This is a genomic window from Citrobacter sp. RHB35-C21, from assembly GCF_013816515.1.
GTDB classification, from domain to species: Bacteria; Pseudomonadota; Gammaproteobacteria; order Enterobacterales; family Enterobacteriaceae; genus Citrobacter; species Citrobacter braakii.
In genome coordinates, this window is sequence record NZ_CP057147.1 from 4,105,637 (window position 1) to 4,129,509 (window position 23,873).

The 23,873-nt window shown below is 52.5% G+C and carries 24 protein-coding genes; 11 read left to right on the forward strand and 13 right to left on the reverse strand.

Going from position 1 to position 23,873, the window contains the following annotated elements; translation table 11 throughout:
* Positions 1 to 3: 3 nt before the first annotated feature.
* The 4 genes from HVZ39_RS20005 to HVZ39_RS20020 are packed head-to-tail and all read right to left on the reverse strand — an operon-like array spanning position 4 to position 4,078.
* Positions 4 to 1,020, reverse strand: a complete 1,017-nt coding sequence (locus tag HVZ39_RS20005) for a flagellar motor switch protein FliG (RefSeq protein ID WP_003838846.1) — start codon at positions 1,018 to 1,020, stop codon at positions 4 to 6.
* Entirely contained in the window at positions 998 to 2,677 is a 1,680-nt protein-coding gene (fliF, locus tag HVZ39_RS20010; protein WP_181632888.1) for a flagellar basal-body MS-ring/collar protein FliF, read from the reverse strand. Before fliF ends, HVZ39_RS20005 begins: the two co-directional genes overlap by 23 nt.
* A 4-nt stretch (positions 2,678 to 2,681) precedes the next feature.
* Positions 2,682 to 3,044 (reverse strand): flagellar hook-basal body complex protein FliE, encoded by a 363-nt coding sequence (locus HVZ39_RS20015; protein ID WP_029139418.1) that lies wholly within the window; start codon positions 3,042 to 3,044, stop codon positions 2,682 to 2,684.
* Between the two features lie 47 nt (positions 3,045 to 3,091).
* Positions 3,092 to 4,078 (reverse strand): sigma-54 dependent transcriptional regulator, encoded by a 987-nt coding sequence (locus HVZ39_RS20020; protein ID WP_016151826.1) that lies wholly within the window; start codon positions 4,076 to 4,078, stop codon positions 3,092 to 3,094.
* A gap of 594 nt (positions 4,079 to 4,672) precedes the next feature.
* Between HVZ39_RS20020 and HVZ39_RS20025 the strand changes: the two genes are divergently transcribed.
* From HVZ39_RS20025 to HVZ39_RS20055, 7 genes are read left to right on the forward strand one after another with little or no spacing between them, the layout of a single operon-like run.
* On the forward strand, positions 4,673 to 5,536 hold the full coding sequence (locus HVZ39_RS20025; RefSeq protein WP_019076071.1) for a FliM/FliN family flagellar motor switch protein: 864 nt from the start codon (positions 4,673 to 4,675) through the stop codon (positions 5,534 to 5,536).
* Entirely contained in the window at positions 5,529 to 5,900 is a 372-nt protein-coding gene (locus HVZ39_RS20030) for a FliM/FliN family flagellar motor switch protein (protein ID WP_016151824.1), read from the forward strand. The genes HVZ39_RS20025 and HVZ39_RS20030 overlap by 8 nt, the downstream gene beginning before the upstream one ends.
* Complete coding sequence (fliP, locus tag HVZ39_RS20035) at positions 5,897 to 6,655, forward strand: flagellar type III secretion system pore protein FliP (protein WP_016151823.1); 759 nt, start codon at positions 5,897 to 5,899, stop codon at positions 6,653 to 6,655. The genes HVZ39_RS20030 and fliP overlap by 4 nt, the downstream gene beginning before the upstream one ends.
* Before the next feature lie 12 nt (positions 6,656 to 6,667).
* Entirely contained in the window at positions 6,668 to 6,940 is a 273-nt protein-coding gene (locus HVZ39_RS20040; protein WP_016151822.1) for a flagellar biosynthetic protein FliQ, read from the forward strand.
* A 1-nt stretch (position 6,941) separates the two neighbouring features.
* Positions 6,942 to 7,724: a flagellar biosynthetic protein FliR gene (gene fliR / locus HVZ39_RS20045; protein WP_046275396.1), complete on the forward strand. Its 783-nt coding sequence runs from the start codon at positions 6,942 to 6,944 to the stop codon at positions 7,722 to 7,724.
* Complete coding sequence (gene flhB / locus HVZ39_RS20050; RefSeq protein ID WP_053389582.1) at positions 7,714 to 8,853, forward strand: flagellar biosynthesis protein FlhB; 1,140 nt, start codon at positions 7,714 to 7,716, stop codon at positions 8,851 to 8,853. Before fliR ends, flhB begins: the two co-directional genes overlap by 11 nt.
* Complete coding sequence (locus HVZ39_RS20055; RefSeq protein WP_181632889.1) at positions 8,837 to 10,930, forward strand: flagellar biosynthesis protein FlhA; 2,094 nt, start codon at positions 8,837 to 8,839, stop codon at positions 10,928 to 10,930. The genes flhB and HVZ39_RS20055 overlap by 17 nt, the downstream gene beginning before the upstream one ends.
* Positions 10,931 to 10,968: 38 nt before the next feature.
* On the opposite strand, the gene HVZ39_RS20060 is transcribed toward HVZ39_RS20055, so the two are convergent.
* Complete coding sequence (locus HVZ39_RS20060) at positions 10,969 to 11,730, reverse strand: C40 family peptidase (RefSeq protein WP_016155761.1); 762 nt, start codon at positions 11,728 to 11,730, stop codon at positions 10,969 to 10,971.
* 349 nt (positions 11,731 to 12,079) lie between these two features.
* On the opposite strand from HVZ39_RS20060, the gene dpaA reads away from it, so the two are divergent.
* On the forward strand, positions 12,080 to 12,820 hold the full coding sequence (gene dpaA / locus HVZ39_RS20065) for a peptidoglycan meso-diaminopimelic acid protein amidase (protein ID WP_016151817.1): 741 nt from the start codon (positions 12,080 to 12,082) through the stop codon (positions 12,818 to 12,820).
* Here dpaA and HVZ39_RS20070 read toward each other — a convergent pair.
* Both HVZ39_RS20070 and lpcA read right to left on the reverse strand, forming a co-directional pair.
* Positions 12,791 to 13,558: a class II glutamine amidotransferase gene (locus tag HVZ39_RS20070; protein WP_016151816.1), complete on the reverse strand. Its 768-nt coding sequence runs from the start codon at positions 13,556 to 13,558 to the stop codon at positions 12,791 to 12,793. The two genes, dpaA and HVZ39_RS20070, sit on opposite strands and share 30 nt — an antisense overlap.
* 149 nt (positions 13,559 to 13,707) lie before the next feature.
* Positions 13,708 to 14,286, reverse strand: a complete 579-nt coding sequence (lpcA, locus tag HVZ39_RS20075; RefSeq protein ID WP_016155760.1) for a D-sedoheptulose 7-phosphate isomerase — start codon at positions 14,284 to 14,286, stop codon at positions 13,708 to 13,710.
* A 239-nt stretch (positions 14,287 to 14,525) separates the two neighbouring features.
* On the opposite strand from lpcA, the gene fadE reads away from it, so the two are divergent.
* From fadE to HVZ39_RS20090, 3 genes are all read left to right on the forward strand, one after another.
* Complete coding sequence (gene fadE / locus HVZ39_RS20080) at positions 14,526 to 16,970, forward strand: acyl-CoA dehydrogenase FadE (RefSeq protein ID WP_016151814.1); 2,445 nt, start codon at positions 14,526 to 14,528, stop codon at positions 16,968 to 16,970.
* A gap of 110 nt (positions 16,971 to 17,080) precedes the next feature.
* A complete protein-coding gene (locus HVZ39_RS20085) occupies positions 17,081 to 17,848 on the forward strand; it encodes an amidohydrolase (protein WP_016151813.1) in 768 nt (255 codons plus the stop codon).
* A 177-nt stretch (positions 17,849 to 18,025) separates the two neighbouring features.
* Positions 18,026 to 18,436, forward strand: a complete 411-nt coding sequence (locus HVZ39_RS20090; RefSeq protein ID WP_016155758.1) for a Spy/CpxP family protein refolding chaperone — start codon at positions 18,026 to 18,028, stop codon at positions 18,434 to 18,436.
* 15 nt (positions 18,437 to 18,451) lie between these two features.
* Here HVZ39_RS20090 and HVZ39_RS20095 read toward each other — a convergent pair whose 3' ends face one another.
* Genes HVZ39_RS20095 through HVZ39_RS20120 form a run of 6 tightly spaced genes read right to left on the reverse strand, consistent with a single transcriptional unit; the run spans position 18,452 to position 23,849 of the window.
* Positions 18,452 to 19,171 carry an EAL domain-containing protein gene (locus HVZ39_RS20095; RefSeq protein ID WP_181632890.1) on the reverse strand — a complete coding sequence of 240 codons (720 nt, stop codon included), beginning with the start codon at positions 19,169 to 19,171 and terminating at the stop codon, positions 18,452 to 18,454.
* Position 19,172: 1 nt separating this feature from the next.
* On the reverse strand, positions 19,173 to 20,840 hold the full coding sequence (locus HVZ39_RS20100) for an O-antigen ligase family protein (RefSeq protein ID WP_181632891.1): 1,668 nt from the start codon (positions 20,838 to 20,840) through the stop codon (positions 19,173 to 19,175).
* A 1-nt stretch (position 20,841) separates the two neighbouring features.
* A complete protein-coding gene (locus HVZ39_RS20105) occupies positions 20,842 to 21,384 on the reverse strand; it encodes a fimbrial protein (RefSeq protein WP_181632892.1) in 543 nt (180 codons plus the stop codon).
* A 9-nt stretch (positions 21,385 to 21,393) separates the two neighbouring features.
* Positions 21,394 to 22,458 (reverse strand): fimbrial protein, encoded by a 1,065-nt coding sequence (locus HVZ39_RS20110; RefSeq protein WP_016155754.1) that lies wholly within the window; start codon positions 22,456 to 22,458, stop codon positions 21,394 to 21,396.
* Positions 22,455 to 23,060, reverse strand: coding sequence for a fimbrial protein (locus HVZ39_RS20115; RefSeq protein ID WP_019076065.1), 606 nt, complete (start codon positions 23,058 to 23,060; stop codon positions 22,455 to 22,457). The genes HVZ39_RS20110 and HVZ39_RS20115 overlap by 4 nt, the downstream gene beginning before the upstream one ends.
* Positions 23,061 to 23,072: 12 nt before the next feature.
* Positions 23,073 to 23,849 carry a fimbria/pilus periplasmic chaperone gene (locus tag HVZ39_RS20120; protein ID WP_046275745.1) on the reverse strand — a complete coding sequence of 259 codons (777 nt, stop codon included), beginning with the start codon at positions 23,847 to 23,849 and terminating at the stop codon, positions 23,073 to 23,075.
* Positions 23,850 to 23,873 lie beyond the last annotated feature (24 nt).

The following is a 23,873-nucleotide window of genomic DNA, read 5'->3' on the forward strand; positions in this document are numbered from 1 at the left end:
GTGTTACTCCGCCGTCTGTTCAGCAAACAGCTGTAGCTGAATTTCACCCGCTTCCTCAAGCTCGCGGGCAATCCCCATGATTTCACGGCGGATCTGTTCAATACGGCTCACCGGAACCGGACCCAGGCGCGACGTTATCGCCTCCAGCTGTTGTACCTGACGCTTAGGCATCACGGCATAAATCGACCGGCGCAACAGCGCTTCGGTACCTTTCAGCGCCACAGCCCAGTCTTCCATCGGCACTTCATCAAGGAGACGACGGCGCACCTCATCACTTTGGCGGCTCAGGATAAAGAAGTCGTACATTTCGTCCTGCAACTGCTCAAGAACATCTTCATCGCGTTCACGCAGCTGATCGAGGATCACCTGTTGGTTACCCTGGAAGCGGTTAACGATATCCGCGGCCTGCTTGATCCCCTTCACTTTCGAACCATGTTCGGACAGCACCGACAGCCCACGTTCGATCAACCGATCCAGCTCATCCACAACATCGCGATTCACATCGTTGAGCTTGGCAACCCGATAGAGGATCTCGTTTTGCACCGACTCATTCATGTAAGACAGTACCGTGGCCGAGATCTCCGGCGTCAGGAAGGCAAGGAAGACAGCCTGCAATTGCAAATGTTCTTCTGAGATCAGTATCGCCAACTGGCGCGGTTCCACCCACTGTAAACGCGCCATCCGCGAGCGGATCTCATCACCATAAATGCCGTTGATCACGCTGCTGGCGATTTCTGTTCCCAACGCTTTATTGAGGATCCCTTGCAGCATGGAACGCGAGGCACCGTTGATGCCGCTCTGCTCGCGGAACTCATCAAAAAAGTTATTGATCACTTTTTTCGCCATGCTGGTTTTCACGCCAGACAGACGCGCCATGTTTTCACTCAGACGAACCACCTCTTCACGGCTGAGCTTTTGCATCACCGTGGCTGCCGCCTCCTCGCCCAGACACAGCAATAAAATTGCGGCCTGTTCCAGGTAGCTGTTGTTACTGCCGTTATTTATTGTCAATTCGCTCATTGCTGGTAATCCATTGTCTGAGAACTTCAGCTACGCGATCGGTGTCGCTCATCGCCAGTTTTTGCAGGAACTCCAGCTTCACTTCCAGGCCGGAACTCTGCGAAGGCAGGCTGTCGTCACCAGGGAAAGAAGGCAGTTCGATATTTTTGCGTTCATCTTCAGCAGCCGCAAAATGGGGCTTGTCCGCAGGGATCGCGATCGGTGCGGCGTCCAGCGCCAGTTCAGGCGTAGAGGTCCGGCGGCGCTCGACAGTCAATCGTTTCATGACCGGGCGCACGACAAACAGCAGCAGCAGTAACGCCAGCAGGCCACAGCCAATTAAGCGAACCCAGGCCAGAATGCTGTCATCCTTCCATAAAGGCAGCGTCGGCTCGACGGGGATCGACTGCGGCACAAAGTTGAGCAGGGATAAGGACAGATTGTCGCCACGCTTTGCATCAATCCCGGCAGCGTTATTCAACAGCGCCGTCAGCTGCGTGGTTTGTTCCGGTTTCCAGTTCTTTAATGCCGGCGCGCTCTGGTTGAGGACTATGGCCACATTTAAACGTTTGATGTCGAATCCAGGGTGCTGGATATGTTCAACGCTACGGTCCCAGGAGTAGTCGCGTTTGTTCTCGCTATGTTTTGACAGCGCGGCTGGCTGGCGTGAATCCTCAGGCGTCGTCCCTGTGGCGCCATTTCCCACCTGGTTTGCTGCCAACGGAGGACGATTGCTCAGCGAGCCGGGGATCCCCATGGCGATTTGGTTGGTATCACTATCGAGTACCGTTTCTTCACGATTAACCTTCGGCGTGTCACCGTAGTGCTCCTGGGTTTCATCGATATTGCTCAGATCGAGATCTGGCATCACGCTCACGCGGTAATTGCCGGTTCCGACCAGCGAGTCGAGGACATTGGCGAGACTGGCGCGGGTCTTATCCTGAATATCTTTGAGGATCTGGTCGCGCTTACGCGTCGCCGCAGAAACGGCTTCTCCCGCGCCAATACCGTCGGACAGTAAATTCCCCGCCTGGTCGACAACGCTAACCTTCGAGGCATTCAAATTGGGCACACTGCCGGACACCAGATGCACAATGGCATTTACCTGGTCCATGTCCAGCTTGCTGCCATAATGCAGACGCACCACTACTGAAGCGCTGTTTTGCGGCTCATCGCTGACGACAAATGAACTCTCTTCATTCAGCGCCAGATGCACGCGGGCGCTCTCGACGGCGTCCAGCGTCATGATGCTCTGCGCCAGTTCACCTTCCAGGCTCCGCTTATAGCGGACGTTCTGCACAAACTGACTGGCGCCCAGCACTTCGTCTTTATCCATCAGCTCGTAGCCGCTGGGCAGCATGGCTTGCACGCCTTTCGCCGCCAGCGTCATCCGCGTTTTCGACAGCGCCTCTTCCGGAACCAGAATTTGCCCGCTTTGCGGGTCGATACGATATTCCAGCTTTTCACCATCCAGCACGGTGACTATTTGTGAAAACGGGAGATGTTCCTGACTACCGTACAGCGAAACATAGCCGTGATTGCTGTTCCACAGCACGCTGACAATAATGGCAGTCGCCGCAATGGCCGCTGCCGCCAGTAACGCCAGACGTTTATTACCATCCAGGCGAAAAGAGAACGAGGGTAAAAACTGAGTGAGTTTTTTTATTAATTCATTCATAGCGTTAGACTGACATGCTCATCAGGTCATTGAATCCGGAAGCGACTTTATTTCTGACCTGAACCAGAGCAGAAAACGATAACGATGCCTGCTGACTGGCAATCATGGCCCCCGCCAGGTCGTCGCTTTTCCCCATCTCAATGGCCGTTTGTTTTTGCTCCGCGACCTGCTGAAATTGATCAACATGATTCAGCGCGCCTTGCATGACGTGGTCGAACGAGACCGGAGATGATGCCGACTGGGCGCCCACGGCGTTAATCTGCATCGGCGAAAGGACAGGCGCCTGAGCGACCGCTTTCATCTGCTGCATGTCCTGCATCATTTGCGTCTGCATCGTACTGGCTGGGGCTATCGTATTTATGCTCATGACCTACTCTTAAAATTAAAAAAGCGTTCTCGCTACCACAGACTGATTCAGGAAAAGATCTCTATTCCCTGTTTTCGCATTGACGCCAGACGATAACGAAGCGCGCGTGGGGTAATGCCTAATAAATCAGCAATTTTGGTTTTATTACCCTGATATTTACGCATCAGGTCAGCGATATATTGATACTGCGCGCTACGGCCATGCTGACCCAGATTATCGCTGGTCGTTATTGGCATACTGGGCTTTGGCTGCCATTGCGGTTCGCTCCAGGAATCAGATTCAATGGATGGCAGACCTAAGGTATCGGGATAAATGACACCATCACGATTCAGGATCATTCCCCGTTGGATAGCGTTCTCAAGTTGACGCACGTTCCCCGGCCATTCGTAGCTGAGTAACGCCCGGCGTGATGATTCAGAAAGCTTGATATTTTTAACCAGTACCGTGGAGTATTTTTTGATAAACGACTCCGCCAGCGGAATAATGTCTTCCATACGCTCGCGCAGCGGCGGCATCGTCAACGGAATAACTGACAACCGATAATAGAGATCTTCTCTGAAGCGTCCTGCAGCCACTTCTTCTTCAAGATTTTTATTGGTACAGGCAATTAAACGGAAGTTCAGTTTGATTAAACGGTTACTGCCTAAGCGCTCAACCTGTTGCTCCTGCAATACACGCAATATTTTAGCCTGTAGCGCTAAAGGCATATCGCCAATCTCATCCAGTAATAATGTACCGTTATTGGCTAATTCCATTTTCCCCGGCACGGTCGCCACTGCTCCGGTGAATGCCCCTTTGTCATAACCAAACAACGTGGCTTCGAGCATATTTTCAGGGATAGCGGCACAGTTCACCCCGATATAGGGGGCCTGTGGCTCCTGCGCAAACGTAATTGAATGGATAAATTTGGCGATACATTCTTTACCAGTACCGGTTTCACCATGGATAAGCACTGGAACATTAAACGCAGCAATACGCCTTGCCATTGAAAAAACATTGATACTGGAGGCTGCTTCGGCAATAAGTTCAAACATGATTATTTTACACTTAGAAGTAAAGTTAACATCCGTTACGAGAAATATACAAATCATTCCAAAGCACAATCATCGAATAATAGATATCGCCCGTGCCATGTTTTAATCCCATCCTTGCTCATGTTTTACCGCCCCATCAAAGGGCAGCCCTATCGAAGACTATTTCAAAATAGGGTTTTTCCTAAAAAAATAGTAACACCGGTGCCTTTAACAATCTTAAATTAAAAGATAATAAAATTATTATTACATAAAAAACAACAAGTTATGGATATATGGGTATAAAACCAAGGCACGCAAGACGTGACTTACCAAGGTAAGAGGATTAGCGGGGAGCATCACGTATACGTAATTAATTATTTTTTAATTATAACCTGACGCCATTAATAACTTGCAGAGGAGAGAGGTAAAATATCTAATGTCCAGCCCTACATCAGAGACGAGAGTAGGTACTGCATTTCATATCTAATGGACTTCAACAATATGAGAAAGCGTCAAGGATGAACCATAAATTAAATGGAGTAGTATTTTCTTTTATAACCGCGGGATTTGATATCAACTCATCCGCCCCAGAAATTACAGCTGAGAAAGCGTACCATGCTGAAATATAGTCAAACGCCCGGAATCTTTAAACTTGAAGGCAACCGGCTTGGGCGTCCTTATCATCGTCTGCCGACTATGTTTACGGGTAATTTTGATACAATTGAATCACATCTCGGAAACTATTTTCTGAAAAAACATCGCACAAATATAACACTCAGAAAAATACAATGTGAGATGGACGTTATCAATAAAAGCGCTGAGTTATTAGTCTCGCAGGTTGGACATTTGGCTTTTGATATCGATCGCGCATTATTGTTAATGTTATTAGGTAACTTTTATGGCCTGACTTCATCGCTTGCGGACGAAAATTCAGAAGATGATTTACCAACCAAGACGGAAACCCGGCTGAGAAGCAGGCTGGCGCTGGATATTAGCAATATCATCTTTAATAAAAACATATCAGGCATTCCGCTGACGCTTAAACCTGACAGCAGTACTGTACAAACACATTGGGCTTATCAGCTCACTTTTGTTTTAGGTGATGAGGAGAATTGCAGTTTCCGCATCTTACTGGACGATTCCCATACCGATTACATTCTGAATTTAATCCGCCGTAGCGAGCACGGCGAGAAGAAAAAGCAGGTTGATAAAGCCAACGTTGAGATGCGTAAAAAAACGCTGATTAAAGAAATCATTCATACGCTGCCGCTGACCATGAACGTCAAGATTGCAGAAATTCCCCTCAATGTCGCCGACCTGACGACAATTAAACCCGGGGATATTTTACCTATCGCAATGCCTGAAACTTTCCCTGTTTATATTGGGAAATCCGAATTATTTAATGCCCTGATCGTAGAGGACAAAGACAAACTGTTTTTATCCGAATTAACGAGCAAGACGGAGAAATCCTATGAGTAAGCCAGAAGATATTTTAGAGCAAGGTTTCGAGTTAGCGCCCGAAACAACCACGCCAACGGCACCGTCGGCAACAGAAACGTTGGTGGCGCGTTTAGAAGACCGCTTTTCCGAGTCGATGTCATTACTCAAACGTATTCCGGTCACGCTAACGCTGGAAGTGTCATCCGTGGAAGTGATGCTGTCCGATCTGCTGAACATTGATGACGACACCGTCATTGAGATGGACAAGCTTGCCGGTGAACCGCTGGATATTAAGGTTAATAACATCCTGCTGGGCAAGGCTGAAGTGGTGGTGGTCAATGAAAAATATGGCCTGCGCGTCCTTGAATTCAACACGCATGAAATCAACGACCTGGCACCATGAAACGCGCACCAACCCTCACGCTCATACTGGGTATCTCATTACTCATCCTTTCTCCCTTTGCCTGCGCGCAAGGGGGAGATATCCCGTTGCTGAATGTGATTTCACACGGTAATAGCCAGGAATACAGCGTAAAAATCCAGGTCCTAATCCTGATGACCCTGGTGGGCATTCTGCCAACCCTGGTGCTGATGATGACCTGCTTTACGCGTTTTATTATTGTTCTCTCCCTGCTGCGCCAGGCGTTGGGGCTACAGCAAACGCCGCCCAACCGCATACTGATAGGCATTGCGCTGTCGTTAACCATGCTGGTGATGCGTCCGGTCTGGATCAATATTTACGACCATGCGGTTGTGCCTTTTGAAAACGATCAAATCACACTCCCTGACGCCCTGAGCACCGCCGCCTCGCCCCTGAAGCGCTTTATGCTGGCGCAGACCAACAAAAAAGCGATTGCGCAGATCATGACGATCGCCAACGCGAAAGGTAATGCAGCCGATCAGGATCTCTCCATTATCGTTCCGGCGTATGTGCTGAGCGAACTTAAAACCGCCTTCCAGATAGGCTTCATGATTTACATCCCGTTCCTGGTGATCGACCTGATCGTCGCCAGCGTGCTGATGGCGATGGGGATGATGATGCTGTCCCCGCTGATCGTTTCCCTCCCCTTTAAGCTGATGCTGTTTGTGCTTATTGACGGCTGGGCGCTGACCGTCGGTACGCTGACCTCCAGTATTCGCGGTCTGGGACTGGGCTAACGGAGATCGGATATGTTAACCATTGATGTAGCCGCAGATATCGTCGCCAGCGGCATAAAAGTCGTGATCATTTTAGTCTGCGTGTTGGTCGTTCCCAGCCTGCTGGTGGGGATGCTGGTCAGCATTTTTCAGGCCGTTACGCAGATTAACGAACAAACGCTCAGCTTTTTGCCCAGGCTTATCGTCACCCTCGCAGTTTTGGGCATTAGCGGAAAATGGATGATCGTCCAGTTAAGCGATCTCTGCGTGCATCTGTTCACTCAGGCCGCCATTCTGGTGCACTGACATGCGCGAAACAGACGTTACACAGTTAAGTAACCTGATACTGGGCATGTGGTTTCCATTCGTGCGCATTATGGCGTTTATTCACTACGCGCCGGTACTGGATAACGCGGCGCTCACGGTGCGAATACGCATAATTTTGTCCCTGGCGCTGGCCTTTATCATTACGCCGCTTATTCCCCATCCGGTTCCTGACAGCCTGCTGTCGATCAACAGCATTATTTTGACCGCAGAGCAGTTTCTGTGGGGCATGCTTTTCGGCCTGATGCTGCAGTTTTTATTTTTAGCGTTGCAGCTGGCCGGCCAGATCCTCTCTTTCAATATGGGGATGAGCATGGCGGTGATGAACGACCCGAGCAGCGGCGCATCAACGACGGTACTGGCGGAGATGATCAACATCTACGCGGTGATCCTGTTCTTTGCGATGGATGGGCATTTGCTGCTGGTGAGCATTTTATTCAAAGGCTTTACTTACTGGCCGATTGGTAATGCGCTGCATCCACAATCTTTGCGCACCATTTCCCTGGGGCTGGGCTGGGTGTTTGCCGCGGCCACCCTGCTGGCGCTGCCGACAACCTTTATCATGTTGATTGTCCAGGGCTGCTTTGGCCTGTTGAACCGCATTGCGCCTCCGCTCAACCTGTACTCGTTAGGTTTTCCGATCAACATGCTGGCGGGTCTTGTCTGCTTTGCGACTCTGCTTTACAACCTGCCCGACCACTATTTGCACCTGGCAAATTTCGTTTTGCAGCAACTTGACGCGCTCAAGGGGCACTATGGCGGATAGCAGCAGCGAAGAAAAAACAGAAAAACCCTCGGCGCAAAAACTTCGCAAAGCCAGGCAAGAGGGGCAAATTCCGCGCTCAAAAGATATGGGGCTTGCCGCCAGTATGTTTGCCGCATTTATGGTGATCTCCAGCAGCTTCCCCTGGTATGAAGATTTTGTCCGCGAAAGCTTTATCAGTGTGCATCAGTATGCGCAGAACATTAATGATCCGGACATTATCGGCCAGTTCCTTGAGCACCATCTGCTGATTTTAGCCAAGTTCATCCTGACGCTGTTACCCATGCCGGTCGCCGCGTTGTTTGCCTCGCTGATTCCCGGAGGCTGGCTGTTCCTGCCGAAGAAAATTTTGCCGGACTTTAGCAAATTAAGCCCGCTCAAAGGGATTGGCCGTCTGTTTTCCACCGACCATCTGGTGGACACCGGCAAGATGACGCTCAAAGCGATGGTACTGCTGGTGATGCTGTGGATTAGCGTACGCAATAACGTTGCCGCCTTTCTGGGACTGCAGGAGCTGTATTTCAAACAGGCCGTCAGCGATGGCCTGGCGCTGTACAGCAGCATCATGCGCAACTTTGTCATCCTGTTTATTTTTTTCGCTCTGATTGATGTTCCTCTGGCGAAAAAAATGTTCACCAAAGGGTTGAAGATGACCAAACAGGAAGTGAAGGAAGAGTATAAAAATCAGGAAGGTAAGCCGGAGGTACGGGCCAGGATCCGTCGCCTGCAACGGCAAATGGCGATGGGGCAAATTCGCAAGGTGGTGCCAAAAGCCGATGTGGTGATCACCAACCCAACCCACTATGCCGTGGCGCTACAGTATGACCAGTCGCGCGCCGCCGCGCCCTTCGTTGTCGCCAAAGGCACCGATGAAATCGCGCTGTATATCCGTCAGGTGGCGGCGGAGAGCAATATTGAGATTGTTGAATTTCCTAAGCTGGCGCGATCCGTTTATTACACCACCCAGGTCAATCAACAGATCCCATTTCAACTTTATCGGGCGATAGCACACGTCCTGACCTATGTACTGCAAATGAAGCACTGGCGTGACGGTTCACAAGCTCGCCCTTCGCTGAACAGACATATTTCCATTCCAAAAGAGGTTCTTAAACTGGATGCCGAAAACAACTAAACAATTCCTCGCGCTGCTGCGTAACGGTAACATCGGCATTCCGCTGGTCATACTGTCTATCCTGGCGATGGTGATCCTGCCATTACCACCGGCCGTGCTGGATATTCTGTTCACCTTTAACATCGTGCTGGCGGTGATGGTGCTGTTGGTGGCCGTTTCCGCGAAACGCCCGCTCGAATTCAGCCTGTTCCCGACCATTTTGCTGATCACCACCTTAATGCGCTTGACGCTGAACGTAGCATCAACGCGCGTGGTGTTACTGCACGGCCATATGGGCGCAGGCGCTGCCGGTAAGGTGATTGAGTCCTTTGGTCAGGTGGTGATCGGCGGTAACTTTGTCGTCGGTTTTGTGGTGTTCATCATCCTGATGATCATCAACTTTATCGTGGTTACCAAGGGTGCCGAGCGTATCTCCGAGGTTTCAGCCCGCTTTACGCTGGACGCCATGCCCGGGAAGCAGATGGCGATCGATGCCGATCTGAACGCAGGCCTGATTAATCAGGCCCAGGCGCAGGCGCGACGTAAAGATGTGGCGGGCGAAGCGGACTTCTATGGCGCAATGGACGGTGCGTCGAAGTTCGTACGCGGTGATGCCATCGCCGGGATGATGATCCTGGCCATCAACCTGATAGGCGGCGTCTGTATCGGTATTTTCAAATACGATTTAAGCGCCGAAGCCGCATTCCAGCAATACGTACTGATGACCATCGGCGACGGTCTGGTTGCCCAGATCCCGTCTCTGCTGCTGTCGACGGCGGCGGCGATTATCGTTACACGCGTGAGCGACAGCGGTGATATCGCCACAGACGTGCGTAGCCAGTTACTGGCCAGCCCCTCCGTACTCTATACCGCCACCAGCATTATGTTTGTACTGGCGGTGGTACCGGGAATGCCGCATTTCCCGTTCCTGGTGTTCAGCGCCCTGATGGGGTTCACCGCCTGGCGTATGAGCAAGCGCCCGAAGGTGGCTGAAACTGAAGAGAAAAATCTTGAGACGCTGACCAAAACCATCGTTGAAACCACCGAGCAACAGGTCAGTTGGGAAACCATCCCTTTGATTGAGCCAATCAGCCTGAGCCTGGGGTACAAGCTGGTGTCGCTGGTAGACAAATCCAAAGGGAATCCGCTCACTCAACGTATTCGCGGTGTACGGCAGGTTATCTCAGACACTAACGGCGTGCTGCTCCCGGAAATTCGCATCCGCGAAAACTTCCGTCTAAAACCGACCCAGTACGCCATTTTTATCAATGGGATCAAGGCTGATGAGGCTGATATTCCCTCAGATAAGCTGATGGCGCTGCCCTCCAGTGAAACGTATGGCGAGATCGATGGTGTTTTAGGCCACGATCCGGCCTATGGTATGCCGGTGACGTGGATTGTCCCGGCGAAAAAAGCCAAAGCGCTAAATATGGGGTATCAGGTCATTGATAGTGCCAGCGTCATTGCGACACATGTGAATAAGGTCATTCGCAACTTTATTCCCGACCTGTTTAACTACGATGATATTACCCAACTGCATAACCGCCTCTCTTCGATGGCCCCCCGTCTGGCGGAAGATCTGAGCGCGGCGCTGAATTACAGCCAGCTCTTGAAGGTTTATCGGGCGCTGCTGGTCGAAGGCGTGCCGCTGCGCGATATCGTTACCATTGCCACCGTACTGGTCGCCAGTAGCGCCGTCACTAAAGATCATATTCTGTTGACGGCAGATGTGCGTCTGGCGCTCCGTCGCAGCATTACCCATCCGTTTGTGCGCAAAGATGAGCTGGCGGTCTACACGCTGAATAATGAGCTGGAGAATCTGCTGGCTAATGTAGTGAATCAGGCTCAGCAAAGTGGAAAAGTGGTGCTCGATAGCGTACCGGTCGATCCTAATATGCTGAATCAGTTCCAGACCAATATGCCGCAGATTAAAGAACAGATGAAAGCCGCGGGTAAAGAGCCGGTACTGCTGGTCGCACCGCAGCTACGTCCTCTGCTTGCGCGCTATGCGCGCCTGTTTGCACCAGGCTTACAGGTGTTGTCATATAACGAAGTTCCGGATGAGCTGGAATTAAAGATTATGGGGGCGTTGAGTTAACCCCTGACGAGGCGGTGCCATTCGCACCGCCTTTTTGATTACAGAATGGTATTTTCCGTCAGAATACGACGAGCGCCGAGATAATGATCCTGCCAGAAGTCATCGGATAAATTGCTCACCCGAATCGTTTCTCCCGTACGCGGCGATTCAATAAATTGTCCCTGCCCCAAATAGACGCCCATATGATCGGCAATATCCCGACTGTGAATATGAAAGAACAATAAATCACCACGACGAAGGTCGCGATTAGCGACGATGGTCGCCCGCCGATAGTGATACATTTCATTCGCCGTACGTGGCAATTTTGCTGCCAGAATTTTGTTGTAGGCATAAAAGATCAGCCCGCTACAGTCAAAGCCTTGTTCCGGGCTGGTCCCGCCCCACAAATAGGGTTTACCTAACTGCTGCTCAAGACGGTGAATTGCCACTTCGGTTATGTTGTGCAGATGATCGCTACTGAGAAAATGGTCATTCTCAGCCAGCTCCTGCCAGCGTTGATCGCTCGCTTTTAGTGGCCCCGGGAACCACTCCGGGTGCTGTTTAATCAGCGTCCTGTTTTGCTGGCGCAGCGCGCTTTTACTTTGCGCATTACCTTCCACCACATAACTTGCCTGCTTTTTTACCTGCGCGTGGTACTGCTTCAGCAGCCGGGCGCGGTTACGCATGCGTAATTGCGCCGCATAGCTTAAATGGGCGTCAGATAAGAGGGGCTGAACTTTGGCGACAGACGGCGAGGACAACACAACACACAAAGACAGCAGACCCGGCAAAAAGCGTCGGGGCGCAGAGACAAAAGACATGAAAACAACACTACCTAATCAAACACGTTCGCCGCAGTCTACCGCTATTGCCGGGCATTCCATTTTAATATTCGATTATTAAATTATTAATTTTTTAAATTCAATATATTAGGAATTCTGCACTCAGAAGACTTAATGACGTGCGCTAACCCACAAAATACGTCAGTGTCTGACTGCCTTTAAGCACAATTTTCCGTATAAAGAAAATCTAAAGTGTAAACGCCGCACGAGAGACTTGCGAAAAACTCTCTGGGTGATAATGTGAGCGCTCCAGATCCAGATTTATCCGATTTGGGAACTCTTTTTGCCGTCCTGGCGTGTGTAATCGTTTTATCAAGGAATAAGCAGTATGCGTAAAATCGCATTTTTTCTTGCGATGCTTTTATTGCCGTGCGTTTCATTTGCCGGTTTGCTGAGCAGCAGCAGCCCGACTACGCCTGTCAGCAAAGAATATAAGCAGCAATTAATGGGCTCCCCCGTCTATATCCAGATCTTCAAAGAAGAGCGAACGCTGGATCTGTACGTCAAGATGGGCGAACAGTACCAATTGCTCGACAGCTATAAGATCTGCAATTATTCCGGCGGCTTAGGTCCGAAACAGCGTCAGGGCGATTTCAAAAGCCCGGAAGGGTTTTACAGCGTACAGCGCGGACAGCTGAAACCGGATAGCCGCTTTTATAAAGCGATTAACATTGGTTTCCCTAACGCCTACGACCGCGCACACGGTTATGAAGGTAAATACCTGATGATCCACGGCGCCTGCGTTTCCGTCGGCTGCTACGCAATGACCGACAACGGCATTGATGAGATTTTCCAGTTTGTCACCGGCGCACTGGTGTTTGGGCAGTCCAGCGTGCAGGTTAGCATTTATCCATTCCGCATGACCGACGCCAACATGCAGCGCCATAAGTTCTCGTATTACAAAGAATTCTGGGCGCAGCTAAAGCCTGGCTACGATTACTTTGAACAAACGCGTAAGCCACCGACCGTTTCCGTCGTCGATGGCCGTTACGTTATCAGCAAGCCGTTGAGTCACGAAGTGGTTCAGCCGCAACTGGCATCAAACTATACGCTCCCCGAGACAAAATAACGCCCACTCGCCTGGCATAATCTTTTGCCAGGTTTCATTGCCGGTTAGCGGCTGAGTGGCAATCACGGTGACCACATCATTGGGTGTGGTCTCTGAGCTAAAATCGATTTCCACATCCTGATCCAGCAGTGTCGCCACGCCAAACGGCGCACGACGGGTGATCCAAAACAGGTTGGTCGAGCAGAAAGCCATCACATAACGCCCGTCAGACAACAGCATGTTGAAGACGCCCTTCTCACGCAATTCTCCTGCCAGCATCGCGATATATTTAAACACTGCCGTCATATTGCCAGGCGTACGCGGATAACGTTCAGTTAGCTTGTGGAGCAGCCAGCAGAAAGCTTTTTCGCTGTCGGTTTCCCCAACCGGGCGGAAATTACCGGTTTCCAGCGATTTATAGCCGCTGAGCTGTCCATTATGAGCGTACGTCCAGTTACGTCCCCACAGTTCACGCGTAAATGGATGGGTATTTTCCAATGCCACTTCGCCACGATTCGCCTGACGAATATGGGCAATCACGGAACAGGATTTGATGGGATAGTCTTGAACCAGTTTGGCGATAGGCGAATTAAAGCTGGGTTGCGGATCTTTAAACGTACGGCAGCCCTTACCTTCATAAAACGTAATACCCCAGCCGTCTTTGTGCGGCCCGGTACCTCCGCCGCGCTGAACCAGCCCGGTGAAGCTAAAGCAGATATCGGTTGGCACATTGGCGCTCATCCCGAGCAGTTCGCACATACATCACCTCCACAAACGCCTTTAAGCGGGAAGGCGTAATTGTTGCAGCCAGTTTAGATTCGGACAGCGCGCAGAAACCGGAGCGTACACGTAGTACGTGAGGATTTCGGGCACTGCCCGGATTCAAAATGGCAAATAAAATAGCCTTCTTACTTCACCATCTCTTTTTCGATCAACTGGATCAGGATATGGATCACTTTGATATGAATTTCCTGAATGCGGTCAGCATAGCCAAAGTGCGGCACGCGAATTTCGATATCCGCACTACCCGCCATTTTGCCGCCATCTTTACCAGTCAGGGTGATGACTTTCATCCCTTTCTCGCGCGCTGCGGCAATCGCTTTAATCACGTTAGCGGAATTCCCTGAAGTAGAGATGCCTAACAGGACATCGCCTTCGCGACCCACGGCTTCAACGTAGCGGGAGAAGACATAATCGTAACCGAAATCGTTGCTGACGCAGGAGATATGGCTGACATCAGAGATAGCGATCGCCGGGTAGCCTGGGCGGTTTTCGCGATAACGTCCGGTCAGCTCTTCGGCGAAGTGCATCGCGTCGCAATGGGAACCGCCGTTACCGCAAGAAAGTACCTTACCGCCAGCTTTAAAGCTGTCTGCCAACAGGACCGCCGCGCGCTGAATGGCGTGAATATTGGCGTCATCTTTAAGAAAATTAGCCAGCGTTTCCGCCGCTTCGCTCAGTTCGTTACGAATAAGATCCTGGTACATGAGGATATCCTTCAGCATGAATGTAAATGACAAGATGCAGTGTACCGGATAGCGCTACCAGCGAGAAGTACAAGCCACAGGAATGGCTGCGGCTTTTGATTTTTTGTGCCGGTTAAAACAGCAACAATGTGAGCTTTGTTGTAATTATTTTGTAAACACATTGCTAAAAGAATTTACATCCACTACAACCATATCATCACAAGTGGTCAGACCTCCTACAAGCAAGGGAGCTTTTCGTTATGATGATTTTGAGTATTATCGCTACGGTTGTTCTGCTCAGCGTTCTGTTTTATCACCGCGTGAGCTTATTCCTCAGCAGCTTAATTTTGCTCGCCTGGACAGCTGCGCTTGGCGTGGTTGGCCTGTGGTCAATCTGGCTGCTGGTTCCTCTGGCCATTCTCCTCGTACCGTTTAACTTTACGCCAATGCGCAAATCCATGATCTCTGCGCCAGTGTTCCGCGGTTTCCGTAAAGTCATGCCGCCGATGTCGCGTACTGAGAAAGAGGCGATTGATGCCGGTACAACCTGGTGGGAAGGCGACCTGTTCCAGGGCAAGCCAGACTGGAAAAAACTGCATAACTATCCTCAGCCGCATCTGACAGCTGAAGAACAAGCGTTTATTGACGGCCCGGTGGAAGAAGCCTGCCGCATGGCGAACGACTTCCAGATCACCCATGAACTCGCGGATCTGCCGCCGGAACTGTGGGCGTATCTGAAAGAACACCGCTTCTTCGCGATGATCATTAAGAAAGAGTACGGCGGGCTGGAATTCTCCGCGTATGCTCAAGCTCGCGTTCTGCAGAAACTCTCCGGCGTTTCCGGGATCCTGGCGATCACCGTTGGCGTACCTAACTCCTTAGGCCCTGGCGAACTGCTGCAGCATTACGGCACCGAAGAGCAGAAGAATCATTACCTGCCGCGTCTGGCACGTGGTCAGGAGATCCCCTGCTTTGCTCTGACCAGCCCGGAAGCGGGTTCCGACGCAGGCGCGATCCCTGATACCGGCGTGGTTTGTATGGGCGACTGGCAGGGCCAGCAGGTGCTGGGTATGCGCCTAACCTGGAATAAGCGTTATATCACGCTGGCGCCTATCGCTACCGTACTGGGTCTGGCATTTAAACTCTCCGACCCGGAAAAACTGCTGGGTGGTGAAGAAGATCTTGGCATTACCTGTGCGCTGATCCCAACGTCAACGCCAGGCGTACAAATTGGGCGTCGACACTTCCCGCTGAACGTGCCGTTCCAGAACGGTCCGACGCTGGGCAAAGATGTCTTCGTGCCGATTGATTACATCATCGGTGGCCCAAAAATGGCCGGTCAGGGCTGGCGCATGCTGGTGGAATGTCTGTCCGTGGGACGCGGTATTACCCTGCCGTCTAACTCGACGGGCGGCGTGAAATCGGTCGCAATGGCAACCGGCGCGTATGCGCATATTCGTCGCCAGTTCAAAATCTCTATCGGTAAGATGGAAGGTATTGAAGAGCCGTTGGCACGTATTGCGGGTAACGCGTACGTGATGGATGCAGCGGCGTCGCTGATTACCTACGGTATTATGCTGGGTGAAAAACCGGCGGTGCTGTCGGCCATCGTGAAGTATCACTGTACCCACCGTGGACAGCAGTCAATCATCGATGCAATGGATATTACTGGCGGTAAAGGCATTATGCTTGGCGAAAGCAACTTCCTCGCCCGTGCTTATCAGGGCGCGCCTATCGCCATTACCGTTGAAGGTGCCAACATTCTGACCCGGAGCATGATGATCTTCGGTCAGGGGGCGATTCGCTGCCATCCGTACGTTCTGGAAGAGATGGCTGCGGCACAGAGTAACGATGTGAATGCATTCGACAAGCTGCTGTTCAAACACATCGGCCACGTCGGTAGTAACAAAGTGCGCAGCTTCTGGTTGGGCCTGACGCGCGGCTTAACCAGCAGCACGCCAACCGGCGATGCGACCAAACGTTACTACCAACATCTGAACCGTCTGAGCGCTAACCTGGCACTGCTTTCGGATGTCTCCATGGCCGTACTGGGCGGTAGCCTGAAGCGCCGTGAACGTATCTCCGCGCGTCTGGGCGATGTATTAAGTCAGCTGTATCTGGCCTCTGCGGTACTGAAGCGTTATGACGATGAAGGCCGTAATGAAGCAGACCTGCCGTTGGTTCACTGGGGTGTTCAGGATGCGTTGTACAAAGCGGAACAGGCGATGGACGACCTGCTGAAAAACTTCCCGAACCGACTGGTCGCGGGCCTGCTGAATGTGGTTATCTTCCCTACCGGTCGCCACTACCATGCACCGTCTGACAAGCTGGATCATAAAGTCGCGAAGATTCTGCAGGTTCCGAGCGCCACTCGTTCTCGCCTTGGCCGCGGTCAATACCTGACGCCGAGCGAGCATAACCCGGTAGGTTTGCTGGAAGAGGCTTTGCTGGATGTGATTGCAGCCGACCCTATCCACCAGCGGATCTGCAAAGAGCTGGGTAAAAACCTGCCGTTTACCCGCCTGGATGAACTGGCGCACAATGCGCTGGCTAAAGGGCTGATTGATAAAGACGAAGCCGCAATTCTGGTGAAAGCCGAAGCGAGTCGTCTGCGTAGCATCAACGTGGATGACTTTGAACCCGAGGCGCTGGCGACTCAGCCGGTAAAGCTGCCAGAGAAGGTGCGTAAAGTCGAAGCCGCGTAACGACAGACGCACAACGTTTAGCCCCGCTTAATGCGGGGCTTTTTATTGCCACATTTCCGTTAGAGCTCATGCTACAGTGTCAAAATGTTGTTCAATGAGGAGCCTCGATCGTGCCCGGTTTGAAAATTACTCTGCTGCAACAACCGCTGATCTGGATGGATGGCCCGGCTAACCTGCGCCATTTCGACCGCCAACTGGAAACCGTCACCGGACGTGATGTCATTGTGTTACCTGAAATGTTTACCAGCGGATTTGCCATGGAAGCGGCAAGCAAATCGCTGCCGCAGGAAGAGGTTGTCAGTTGGATGCGCACTAAGGCGCAACAGACGAACGCCCTTATAGCAGGCAGCGCCGCTCTCCTGTCTGAACGTGGCCCGGTAAACCGCTTTTTGCTGGTCGAACCCGAAGGTAATGTCCATTTCTATGACAAGCGCCACCTGTTCCGCATGGCGGATGAACATCAACATTATCAGGCGGGTGACGCGCGGGTTATTTTTGAATGGCGCGGCTGGCGCATTCTGCCGTTGGTCTGTTATGACCTGCGTTTTCCAGTATGGTCGCGCAACCGCAACGATTACGACCTGGCATTGTATGTCGCCAACTGGCCGGCGCCGCGTTCGCTACACTGGCAGGTTCTGCTCACCGCACGGGCAATTGAGAACCAGGCTTATGTAGCAGGATGTAACCGCGTGGGTACTGACGGTAACGGCCATCATTATCGCGGTGACAGCCGGGTGATTAATCCGCAGGGGGAGATTATTGCCACCGCCGAGCCGCATCAGGCTACGCGCATTGACGCTGAACTGTCACTCTCGGCGCTGCGCGAGTACCGCGAGAAGTTCCCCGCCTGGCAGGACGCTGACCCGTTCACGCTGTAGATATCGCCTTCTTCCCGCTGCACAACGTTTTGCGTAGCGGGATTGTTTCACTCCGTAACCAACCGCAAAACAAATTCGCGTGGCGACGTGCTTCGGGCATCGTATTCTGCAAAGGATAATCACTCGTCACCAGCGAGTGACAGACAATGTTAATAATTCCCTTATCAGGATCCCGAAATGAAGAACTTCGTACGCATGACTTTGCTGGCGGCAACCGTGGCTGGCGCTTCTTTTAGCACGCTTGCAGCAAACGTATCCAATGTACCCGCTCCAGCTCAGGACCCGGTAGTTCAGCACCTTAAACTGAGCACTGACCAGGTTGCGCAGATTAAAAAACTGCACCAGCAGCTTGAAACCAACGTTAGCCAGATATCGGTGAAGGATGTTAAAGACGGCGCGTTGATTGACGTCATCAAGTCCGGGAAATGGGATGAAGCCGCCGTCAAAAAACAGCTTTCTGCGTTCAGCAATATCGAACAGCAGGCGCGTTATTACCGCGTGAAATACTATTTCGACCTGAACAAAGTACTGACCCCAGAACAGCGCCAGCAGGTGCAAAAAGATATCGCACAGACGCTGAGCGAATAATGACCATGGCCTGAATCAGCAATGATTCAGGCTTTTCGGTAATACTTCCTGCTCGAACAAAAATCCCTGCACAGCATCTGCGCCGCTCATACGGCAAATGGCGTAATCCTGCGGCGTTTCCACCCCCTCGATCACAACCCGTTCTCCCAACCCGCGAAATTGATTGACCAGTACCCTCAACTGCCACTCCGACGTCCTGAACTGATGAAACATTCCGCTTTCAATTTTGATGGCATCGAAACGGATGCCAGACAGCCGCCAGACAAAAAATAGCTCAGGCGAAACATCATCCAGCCACACGCGAAACCCGTGACGCACCAGGGTTTTGACGGCAATGCATACAGCCTGCTGTTCTGCCTTTTCCAGTCGCATCATGGTGCCAGGATCCTGTATTTCGATAACAATCCGCCCCTGATGCGCCTGCCGGGCGAGCTGCGCAATCCACGACAGACAGGTCAGCATCCTGACGGATAAATTCAGCGAATAACTTCCTGAGAGTGCCAGTACCTGCCGCATTTCCCACAGAAATAGCTGCTGTTTTGCGGTGATGGAAAGGTGCTTGAAAAAAAGATCGAGCGGTAGCGGCGTGCGTACCTGACTTAACACCTCGCAGACATCCAGCGATGCATCATCAAAAAAATGGATGCGCTGCAAACGGATCCCGGTGATCCGCAGCAGCTCGGCGTTGCGGGGAAGCTCTGGCCCATGGCGGGTCTGTTCGCTGAATCTGTTCATATCATTCCATTTTTTGATTGAAAGGACGTCGTGCATCCTGCAGCCACGGGATACGACGATCGTTCGGGTATGTCAGGTAAAAGCGCGTCGCCAGACGATGCGCCTCAGGTAGGTCGCGCTGCTGTAACGCCAGCAAGATTTGCGTGAAGGAGACATTTGGGTCTGGGTGAACACGCACATAGTCAGGCGCCCAGCGGCGAACCGCTTCCAGCCAGCGAGCGTCCCGGGTACGCTGATACCGTTGCAGATACCCCATCTGAACATCAAACCGGTAGCGAGGGGCAAGGAGCCAGCCTCCTACCGGGAGCGACTCGGCCAGACGCCACTGCGCTGACTGTCGCTCCGCCAGCGTCAACTGCTGTTGCGTGTGCAGTGAGAGAAGCAACAATGGCGTGAAGGTTAAAAACGAGATCAATGCCAGCGCACGAATCAGCGACGTCGACGTAAGCGTCAGGCGAGCCCCTTTTAGCGGGCTATCTGCACAACGAAGCAGCAGGATCAGCAGTAACCAGTGTGGTGTTGACTGCCTGACGGGGTATTCCGTCAACATATGAATAACCACCGGCAGCGCCGCCACCAGACAGGCGCGACGCCAGCGATTTCCGTGCATCCACAGCCAGAAGCCCCCCGTAATAAAGCACAGCGCCCCCGCCAGTCCAACCAGGCCGCCCTCCACCAGCCACAGCACCAGCTCATTGTGCGGATGCGAGATGCTGCTCAGCCCCAACGGCCCCGCGCGTTCGAGAAACACGGCGGCAAAACTGCCCACGCCCCACCCCGTCCACGGGCGTTCGGCAAATAATGCTAGTGACGTTTTAAGCACCGTCCAGCGCACCTGGGAAGTGGTCAGGTGATCGACTGTAGCAACGGACAAAAAATGGCGAGCGAGCGTGCCCGCCACCATGCCTAACGCCAGCGGTAGCAGAAGTAGCAACAACATACGGCGTTGCGCCGGGAAAACCACCAGCAGCAAGACTTCACCTACCACCACAGACACATAGCCGGTTTGCGACTGGGATTCATGCAGCACAAAGCCCATCATCACCAGAGCAACCCCGATGACAATTCGATATCTGTCGCGTAGCCGTAAAAAGAGCAGAGCTGACAGCAGCACACCAGATGCAGTGAAGCTGGCCATCAGATTGACCTGCTGAAAAATACCGTAGGGCCGCGTACCGCGTCGCCAGGCAAACTCCCAGTAATCAACACCCGGCAAATGCCAGTACTGATACAAAAACGCCAGACATTCGATGACGCTCGCGCCCCATAGCAGGGTCAGCAGTACCGTCAGGGTGTTTGCCGCAAGCGGAATCTGCAATGTCACCAGATAGACGAGCACGCCTCCCAGCAGCGCCCCTGCGACCAGCTGCGCCTCGAACTGCCAGACGCCAGGCGTCAGCAGACAAAGCAGCGTCAGGATGAGCGCCCCCATCGAAAAAACCGTGGCGGGGACAGTGATACGCCAGCGTTGACGAGGCACCAGCACTGATGCGCTTGCAGCCAGCACAACGGCATAAATCCAGCTCGTAATATTAAGCGGCAACGACAGACCGCTGCCGCCGTTATTCGGCCAGTAGAGATGCATTACCCCACACCAGAAAAACAGACTAATAACGAGCAATAATTTCTGCGCAGGCAGCGGGGCAATACGATTCAGTGCGTTCATCATGCTACTGGTAGTTCAGTGTCCAGGTTCCGCTGGCGCTGAACGGACCGTATTCGAGAGACTGATTTTTTATCGCCGACGGCTCTGCTGCGACCCACGCCCAAAAATTTAGCGTCATCGAGCCTGCAGTTATCTCTTTGACTGACGTGCTCTCATCAAGGCGGATTGCCGTGCCGTCCTCTTCGCTCATCCCAATACCGATCCCTGTCGCGCCGCCCTGTTCAGTGCTATCCAGCGCCAGATGATCGTCCAGTTCAGCATCCTCACTACCACTGAAAGTGACCGAGATCCCGCGAAAAACCTCGGGGTTGCAGTCGCGTAGCTGAATGCTGAATTTTTCCGGCTTACTGCGCCCCGAAAGATAGAGATCCTGCGTTGCGATTTGCCCGAAATCGACCTCGATTTTGTCGCCTCCTGGTGCCAGGCTGCAGGCCAGCGCTCTGATAGTGCCGTGAAAATACATATCACCGCCGACCAGTTTGGTGTCGGCCTGCGCCATGCCGCCAAGCAGTAACACGCCGATCGCGAATAACGCCGAACATCTCATGGCATCCCCCTACTGAAACTGCGCAACAACGGTGGCAGAGGCTTCAAACTCACCTTCCTTAACGCTTCCCACGCCCGGCTTTGCCACCGGTGCAGCGGTGAGATTCCAGTCGCCCTGATTCTGGTAAAAACCTTTCACGTTATAGAATTGATTGGGCACGACGGTGCCACCGCTCTCGTCTTTAAGCATAATGCCGAGATCGTCGCGCTTTTGTCCGCCGCTCAGCGTGCCGAGGAGATGATCGTTGAACCCCGCCGTGCCTGACGCCGTGGTAGTTTGTACGCCAAGATTAATGTTCAGCGCGCCCTGATCGAAGCTGCCGCCTTCACAAACAACATGAATGGGGATCGACTTGCTGTAGTTAGTGCCATTGAGCCGGGCAGCGGATCCTGGCAGATCGCCAAACTCAATACTGATTTTGTCTCCCCGGTTGAAGGTGCATTTGTCCGGTACGGTAATCAGCCCGGATTTAATCACCACACGGGAAATCGCCGTAGTGGGCGTAGGTCCCGCGCTCCCCATGCGCCCGGCAACCTCCACCAGCGATTGGGAAGTGATATTGATGCCGTTGATAATGGGTTTAGTGACAATAAACGTCACTTTCCCTTTTGAACCACTTTCAACGTTAGTGGCGCGCGTGTAGCCCTTGCGCTTTTTGCAAGTGTTATTGCTGTTGCGGTTTGAAACGTTGGTAAAAGGCGCCTGAACATACTGTTTATAGCCCCCGGCAACCCACACCTGCACTTCCACATCCAGATACTCATTTAGCCGAAAACGGTTCGCCCCCTGATTTGAAGGCGGCATCGTAGTCGTGGTGGTGTAGTAAATCGGCGACCGGGAGATGTCAGCCTGCTCGCAATAGAAATTCACCACATACCAACTGCCCAGATTCCAGGTAAACGGATCCGTTCTGCCACCCACGTGGTTTTTACTGACATCCAGCGAGCTCAATTCGATATCGTACTGATGCGGCGACCCGCCCTCCGGCTCACCTTCCCCCTGTGTAAATGCCTGCCCGGCCAGTGGACAGCCAGCCAGGGCAACCCACAACAGCGCTTTGCGTAATACGCTCATAGATACTCCAGCTTAAGTCTCACCAGGCCGTTAAATTCTCCGGCAGTCACCTCTGGCCCAAAAGATTCCAGCGTGGCCAGAAAGTGAATGGCGTTATCGCCTGGTTTGAGGATCCACATACGTTGCGGTTGGTTCAGATGGATCAGCTGATTACGCTCGGTCAGTAGCCGAATGCCCGCGCCGCGCACATCACCACGAATACGCCCCAGGTCACTGTTTTCCGGCGCGCCTTCGGCCATCAGCGTCATCGAAACGCCACGTTCCACCGTGCTGTGCGCCAGCTCAGGCATTTCGCTGGTCTGCCCGGGGAAATCCCTCAGGGTATGACCAGAGCCCTTTAAGCAGCCGTTCAGGTACAGCGTGACCAACACCGGTTCGCTGCGATCGCCGCCCTGGCGAAACCGACTGGCGGAAATATCACCAAGATTGATGGTCTGATCGCGTGAGGCCATATCCAGCACGCACGGCGACACGTAGACCCGGCCGTGAAAGCGGACGTTGCCATACTCACCGGACACGTTGCTCATATCCTGGCGGCCGCTGGTGGCCTGAACCTGCCAGGCCATGCCCGCCATCAGCAGGGCGCAAAGCATCTTTTTCATTTACGATTCCTGTTACCGGGGCTGTTGCTCCATCGGCAATGCTTTACATACATTGCCTGTGCAGCTGAATTTCAGTTCGGGATGACCGCCAAAATCGTTCACGTACATCATGCTGAACTGGCTGACGCTGCCGTCCGTGACGCTGAAATCGAGAGAGGATTTTGGTGAGACCATAACGCCGGGGAAGTCGGTCAATCTGCCGCCTCCCTGCGCTTCTGGCTTGCGGCTTAAGCCGATTAAGGTGACGAAGTAAGGCGTTGGGTTATCCACACTCCAGCGCTGGCCCTGCTTGTGAAAGACCAGTTGGTTTTGCCACACGGCGCCCGGCGTTTCCGGCACAATGGCGGCCGGACGGTAGAACAATTTGATGCGCGACTGCATCGCCAGTTGCAGCACGTTCGGCTTATCCGGTTTAGGTGGAATTTCACGTACGTTCAGGTAGAACAAGCTCTCGCGATCCTGCGGCAGGGCGTTGATCCCGCTGGTTTTCGTCACGCGGGCAATTCCCTTTTGCCCGCCATTAATTCGTTGCAGCGGCGGTAAGACCATCAGCGGCGAGGTAATTTTTGTTCCGTTGGCATCTTCCACCCACGACTGAGCCAGAAACGGAATGCTCGGGCTGGTATTGGTTAAGTTCGCACTGACTGAGCGCGCATCACCAGTGATGATCATGCGGGTACGGTCGAGCGCAATACCTGCCCATGAGGTGTTGATCTCTGCAATCAAAAGCAGGCCACAGGCCACGGGTTTAAGCCAACGCTGCACGGAGTAAAAAGCTTGATTATTCATGACAAAATTCATTCAGGTTATTGA

Coding starts and splice junctions, on each gene's coding strand:
- HVZ39_RS20005 (WP_003838846.1), bottom strand. CDS start 1,020: ATGAGCGAATTGACAATAAATAACGGCAGTAACAACAGCTACCTGGAA.
- fliF (WP_181632888.1), bottom strand. CDS start 2,677: ATGAATGAATTAATAAAAAAACTCACTCAGTTTTTACCCTCGTTCTCT.
- HVZ39_RS20015 (WP_029139418.1), bottom strand. CDS start 3,044: ATGAGCATAAATACGATAGCCCCAGCCAGTACGATGCAGACGCAAATG.
- HVZ39_RS20020 (WP_016151826.1), bottom strand. CDS start 4,078: ATGTTTGAACTTATTGCCGAAGCAGCCTCCAGTATCAATGTTTTTTCA.
- HVZ39_RS20025 (WP_019076071.1), top strand. CDS start 4,673: ATGCTGAAATATAGTCAAACGCCCGGAATCTTTAAACTTGAAGGCAAC.
- HVZ39_RS20030 (WP_016151824.1), top strand. CDS start 5,529: ATGAGTAAGCCAGAAGATATTTTAGAGCAAGGTTTCGAGTTAGCGCCC.
- fliP (WP_016151823.1), top strand. CDS start 5,897: ATGAAACGCGCACCAACCCTCACGCTCATACTGGGTATCTCATTACTC.
- HVZ39_RS20040 (WP_016151822.1), top strand. CDS start 6,668: ATGTTAACCATTGATGTAGCCGCAGATATCGTCGCCAGCGGCATAAAA.
- fliR (WP_046275396.1), top strand. CDS start 6,942: ATGCGCGAAACAGACGTTACACAGTTAAGTAACCTGATACTGGGCATG.
- flhB (WP_053389582.1), top strand. CDS start 7,714: ATGGCGGATAGCAGCAGCGAAGAAAAAACAGAAAAACCCTCGGCGCAA.
- HVZ39_RS20055 (WP_181632889.1), top strand. CDS start 8,837: ATGCCGAAAACAACTAAACAATTCCTCGCGCTGCTGCGTAACGGTAAC.
- HVZ39_RS20060 (WP_016155761.1), bottom strand. CDS start 11,730: ATGTCTTTTGTCTCTGCGCCCCGACGCTTTTTGCCGGGTCTGCTGTCT.
- dpaA (WP_016151817.1), top strand. CDS start 12,080: ATGCGTAAAATCGCATTTTTTCTTGCGATGCTTTTATTGCCGTGCGTT.
- HVZ39_RS20070 (WP_016151816.1), bottom strand. CDS start 13,558: ATGTGCGAACTGCTCGGGATGAGCGCCAATGTGCCAACCGATATCTGC.
- lpcA (WP_016155760.1), bottom strand. CDS start 14,286: ATGTACCAGGATCTTATTCGTAACGAACTGAGCGAAGCGGCGGAAACG.
- fadE (WP_016151814.1), top strand. CDS start 14,526: ATGATGATTTTGAGTATTATCGCTACGGTTGTTCTGCTCAGCGTTCTG.
- HVZ39_RS20090 (WP_016155758.1), top strand. CDS start 18,026: ATGAAGAACTTCGTACGCATGACTTTGCTGGCGGCAACCGTGGCTGGC.
- HVZ39_RS20095 (WP_181632890.1), bottom strand. CDS start 19,171: ATGAACAGATTCAGCGAACAGACCCGCCATGGGCCAGAGCTTCCCCGC.
- HVZ39_RS20100 (WP_181632891.1), bottom strand. CDS start 20,840: ATGATGAACGCACTGAATCGTATTGCCCCGCTGCCTGCGCAGAAATTA.
- HVZ39_RS20105 (WP_181632892.1), bottom strand. CDS start 21,384: ATGAGATGTTCGGCGTTATTCGCGATCGGCGTGTTACTGCTTGGCGGC.
- HVZ39_RS20110 (WP_016155754.1), bottom strand. CDS start 22,458: ATGAGCGTATTACGCAAAGCGCTGTTGTGGGTTGCCCTGGCTGGCTGT.
- HVZ39_RS20115 (WP_019076065.1), bottom strand. CDS start 23,060: ATGAAAAAGATGCTTTGCGCCCTGCTGATGGCGGGCATGGCCTGGCAG.
- HVZ39_RS20120 (WP_046275745.1), bottom strand. CDS start 23,849: ATGAATAATCAAGCTTTTTACTCCGTGCAGCGTTGGCTTAAACCCGTG.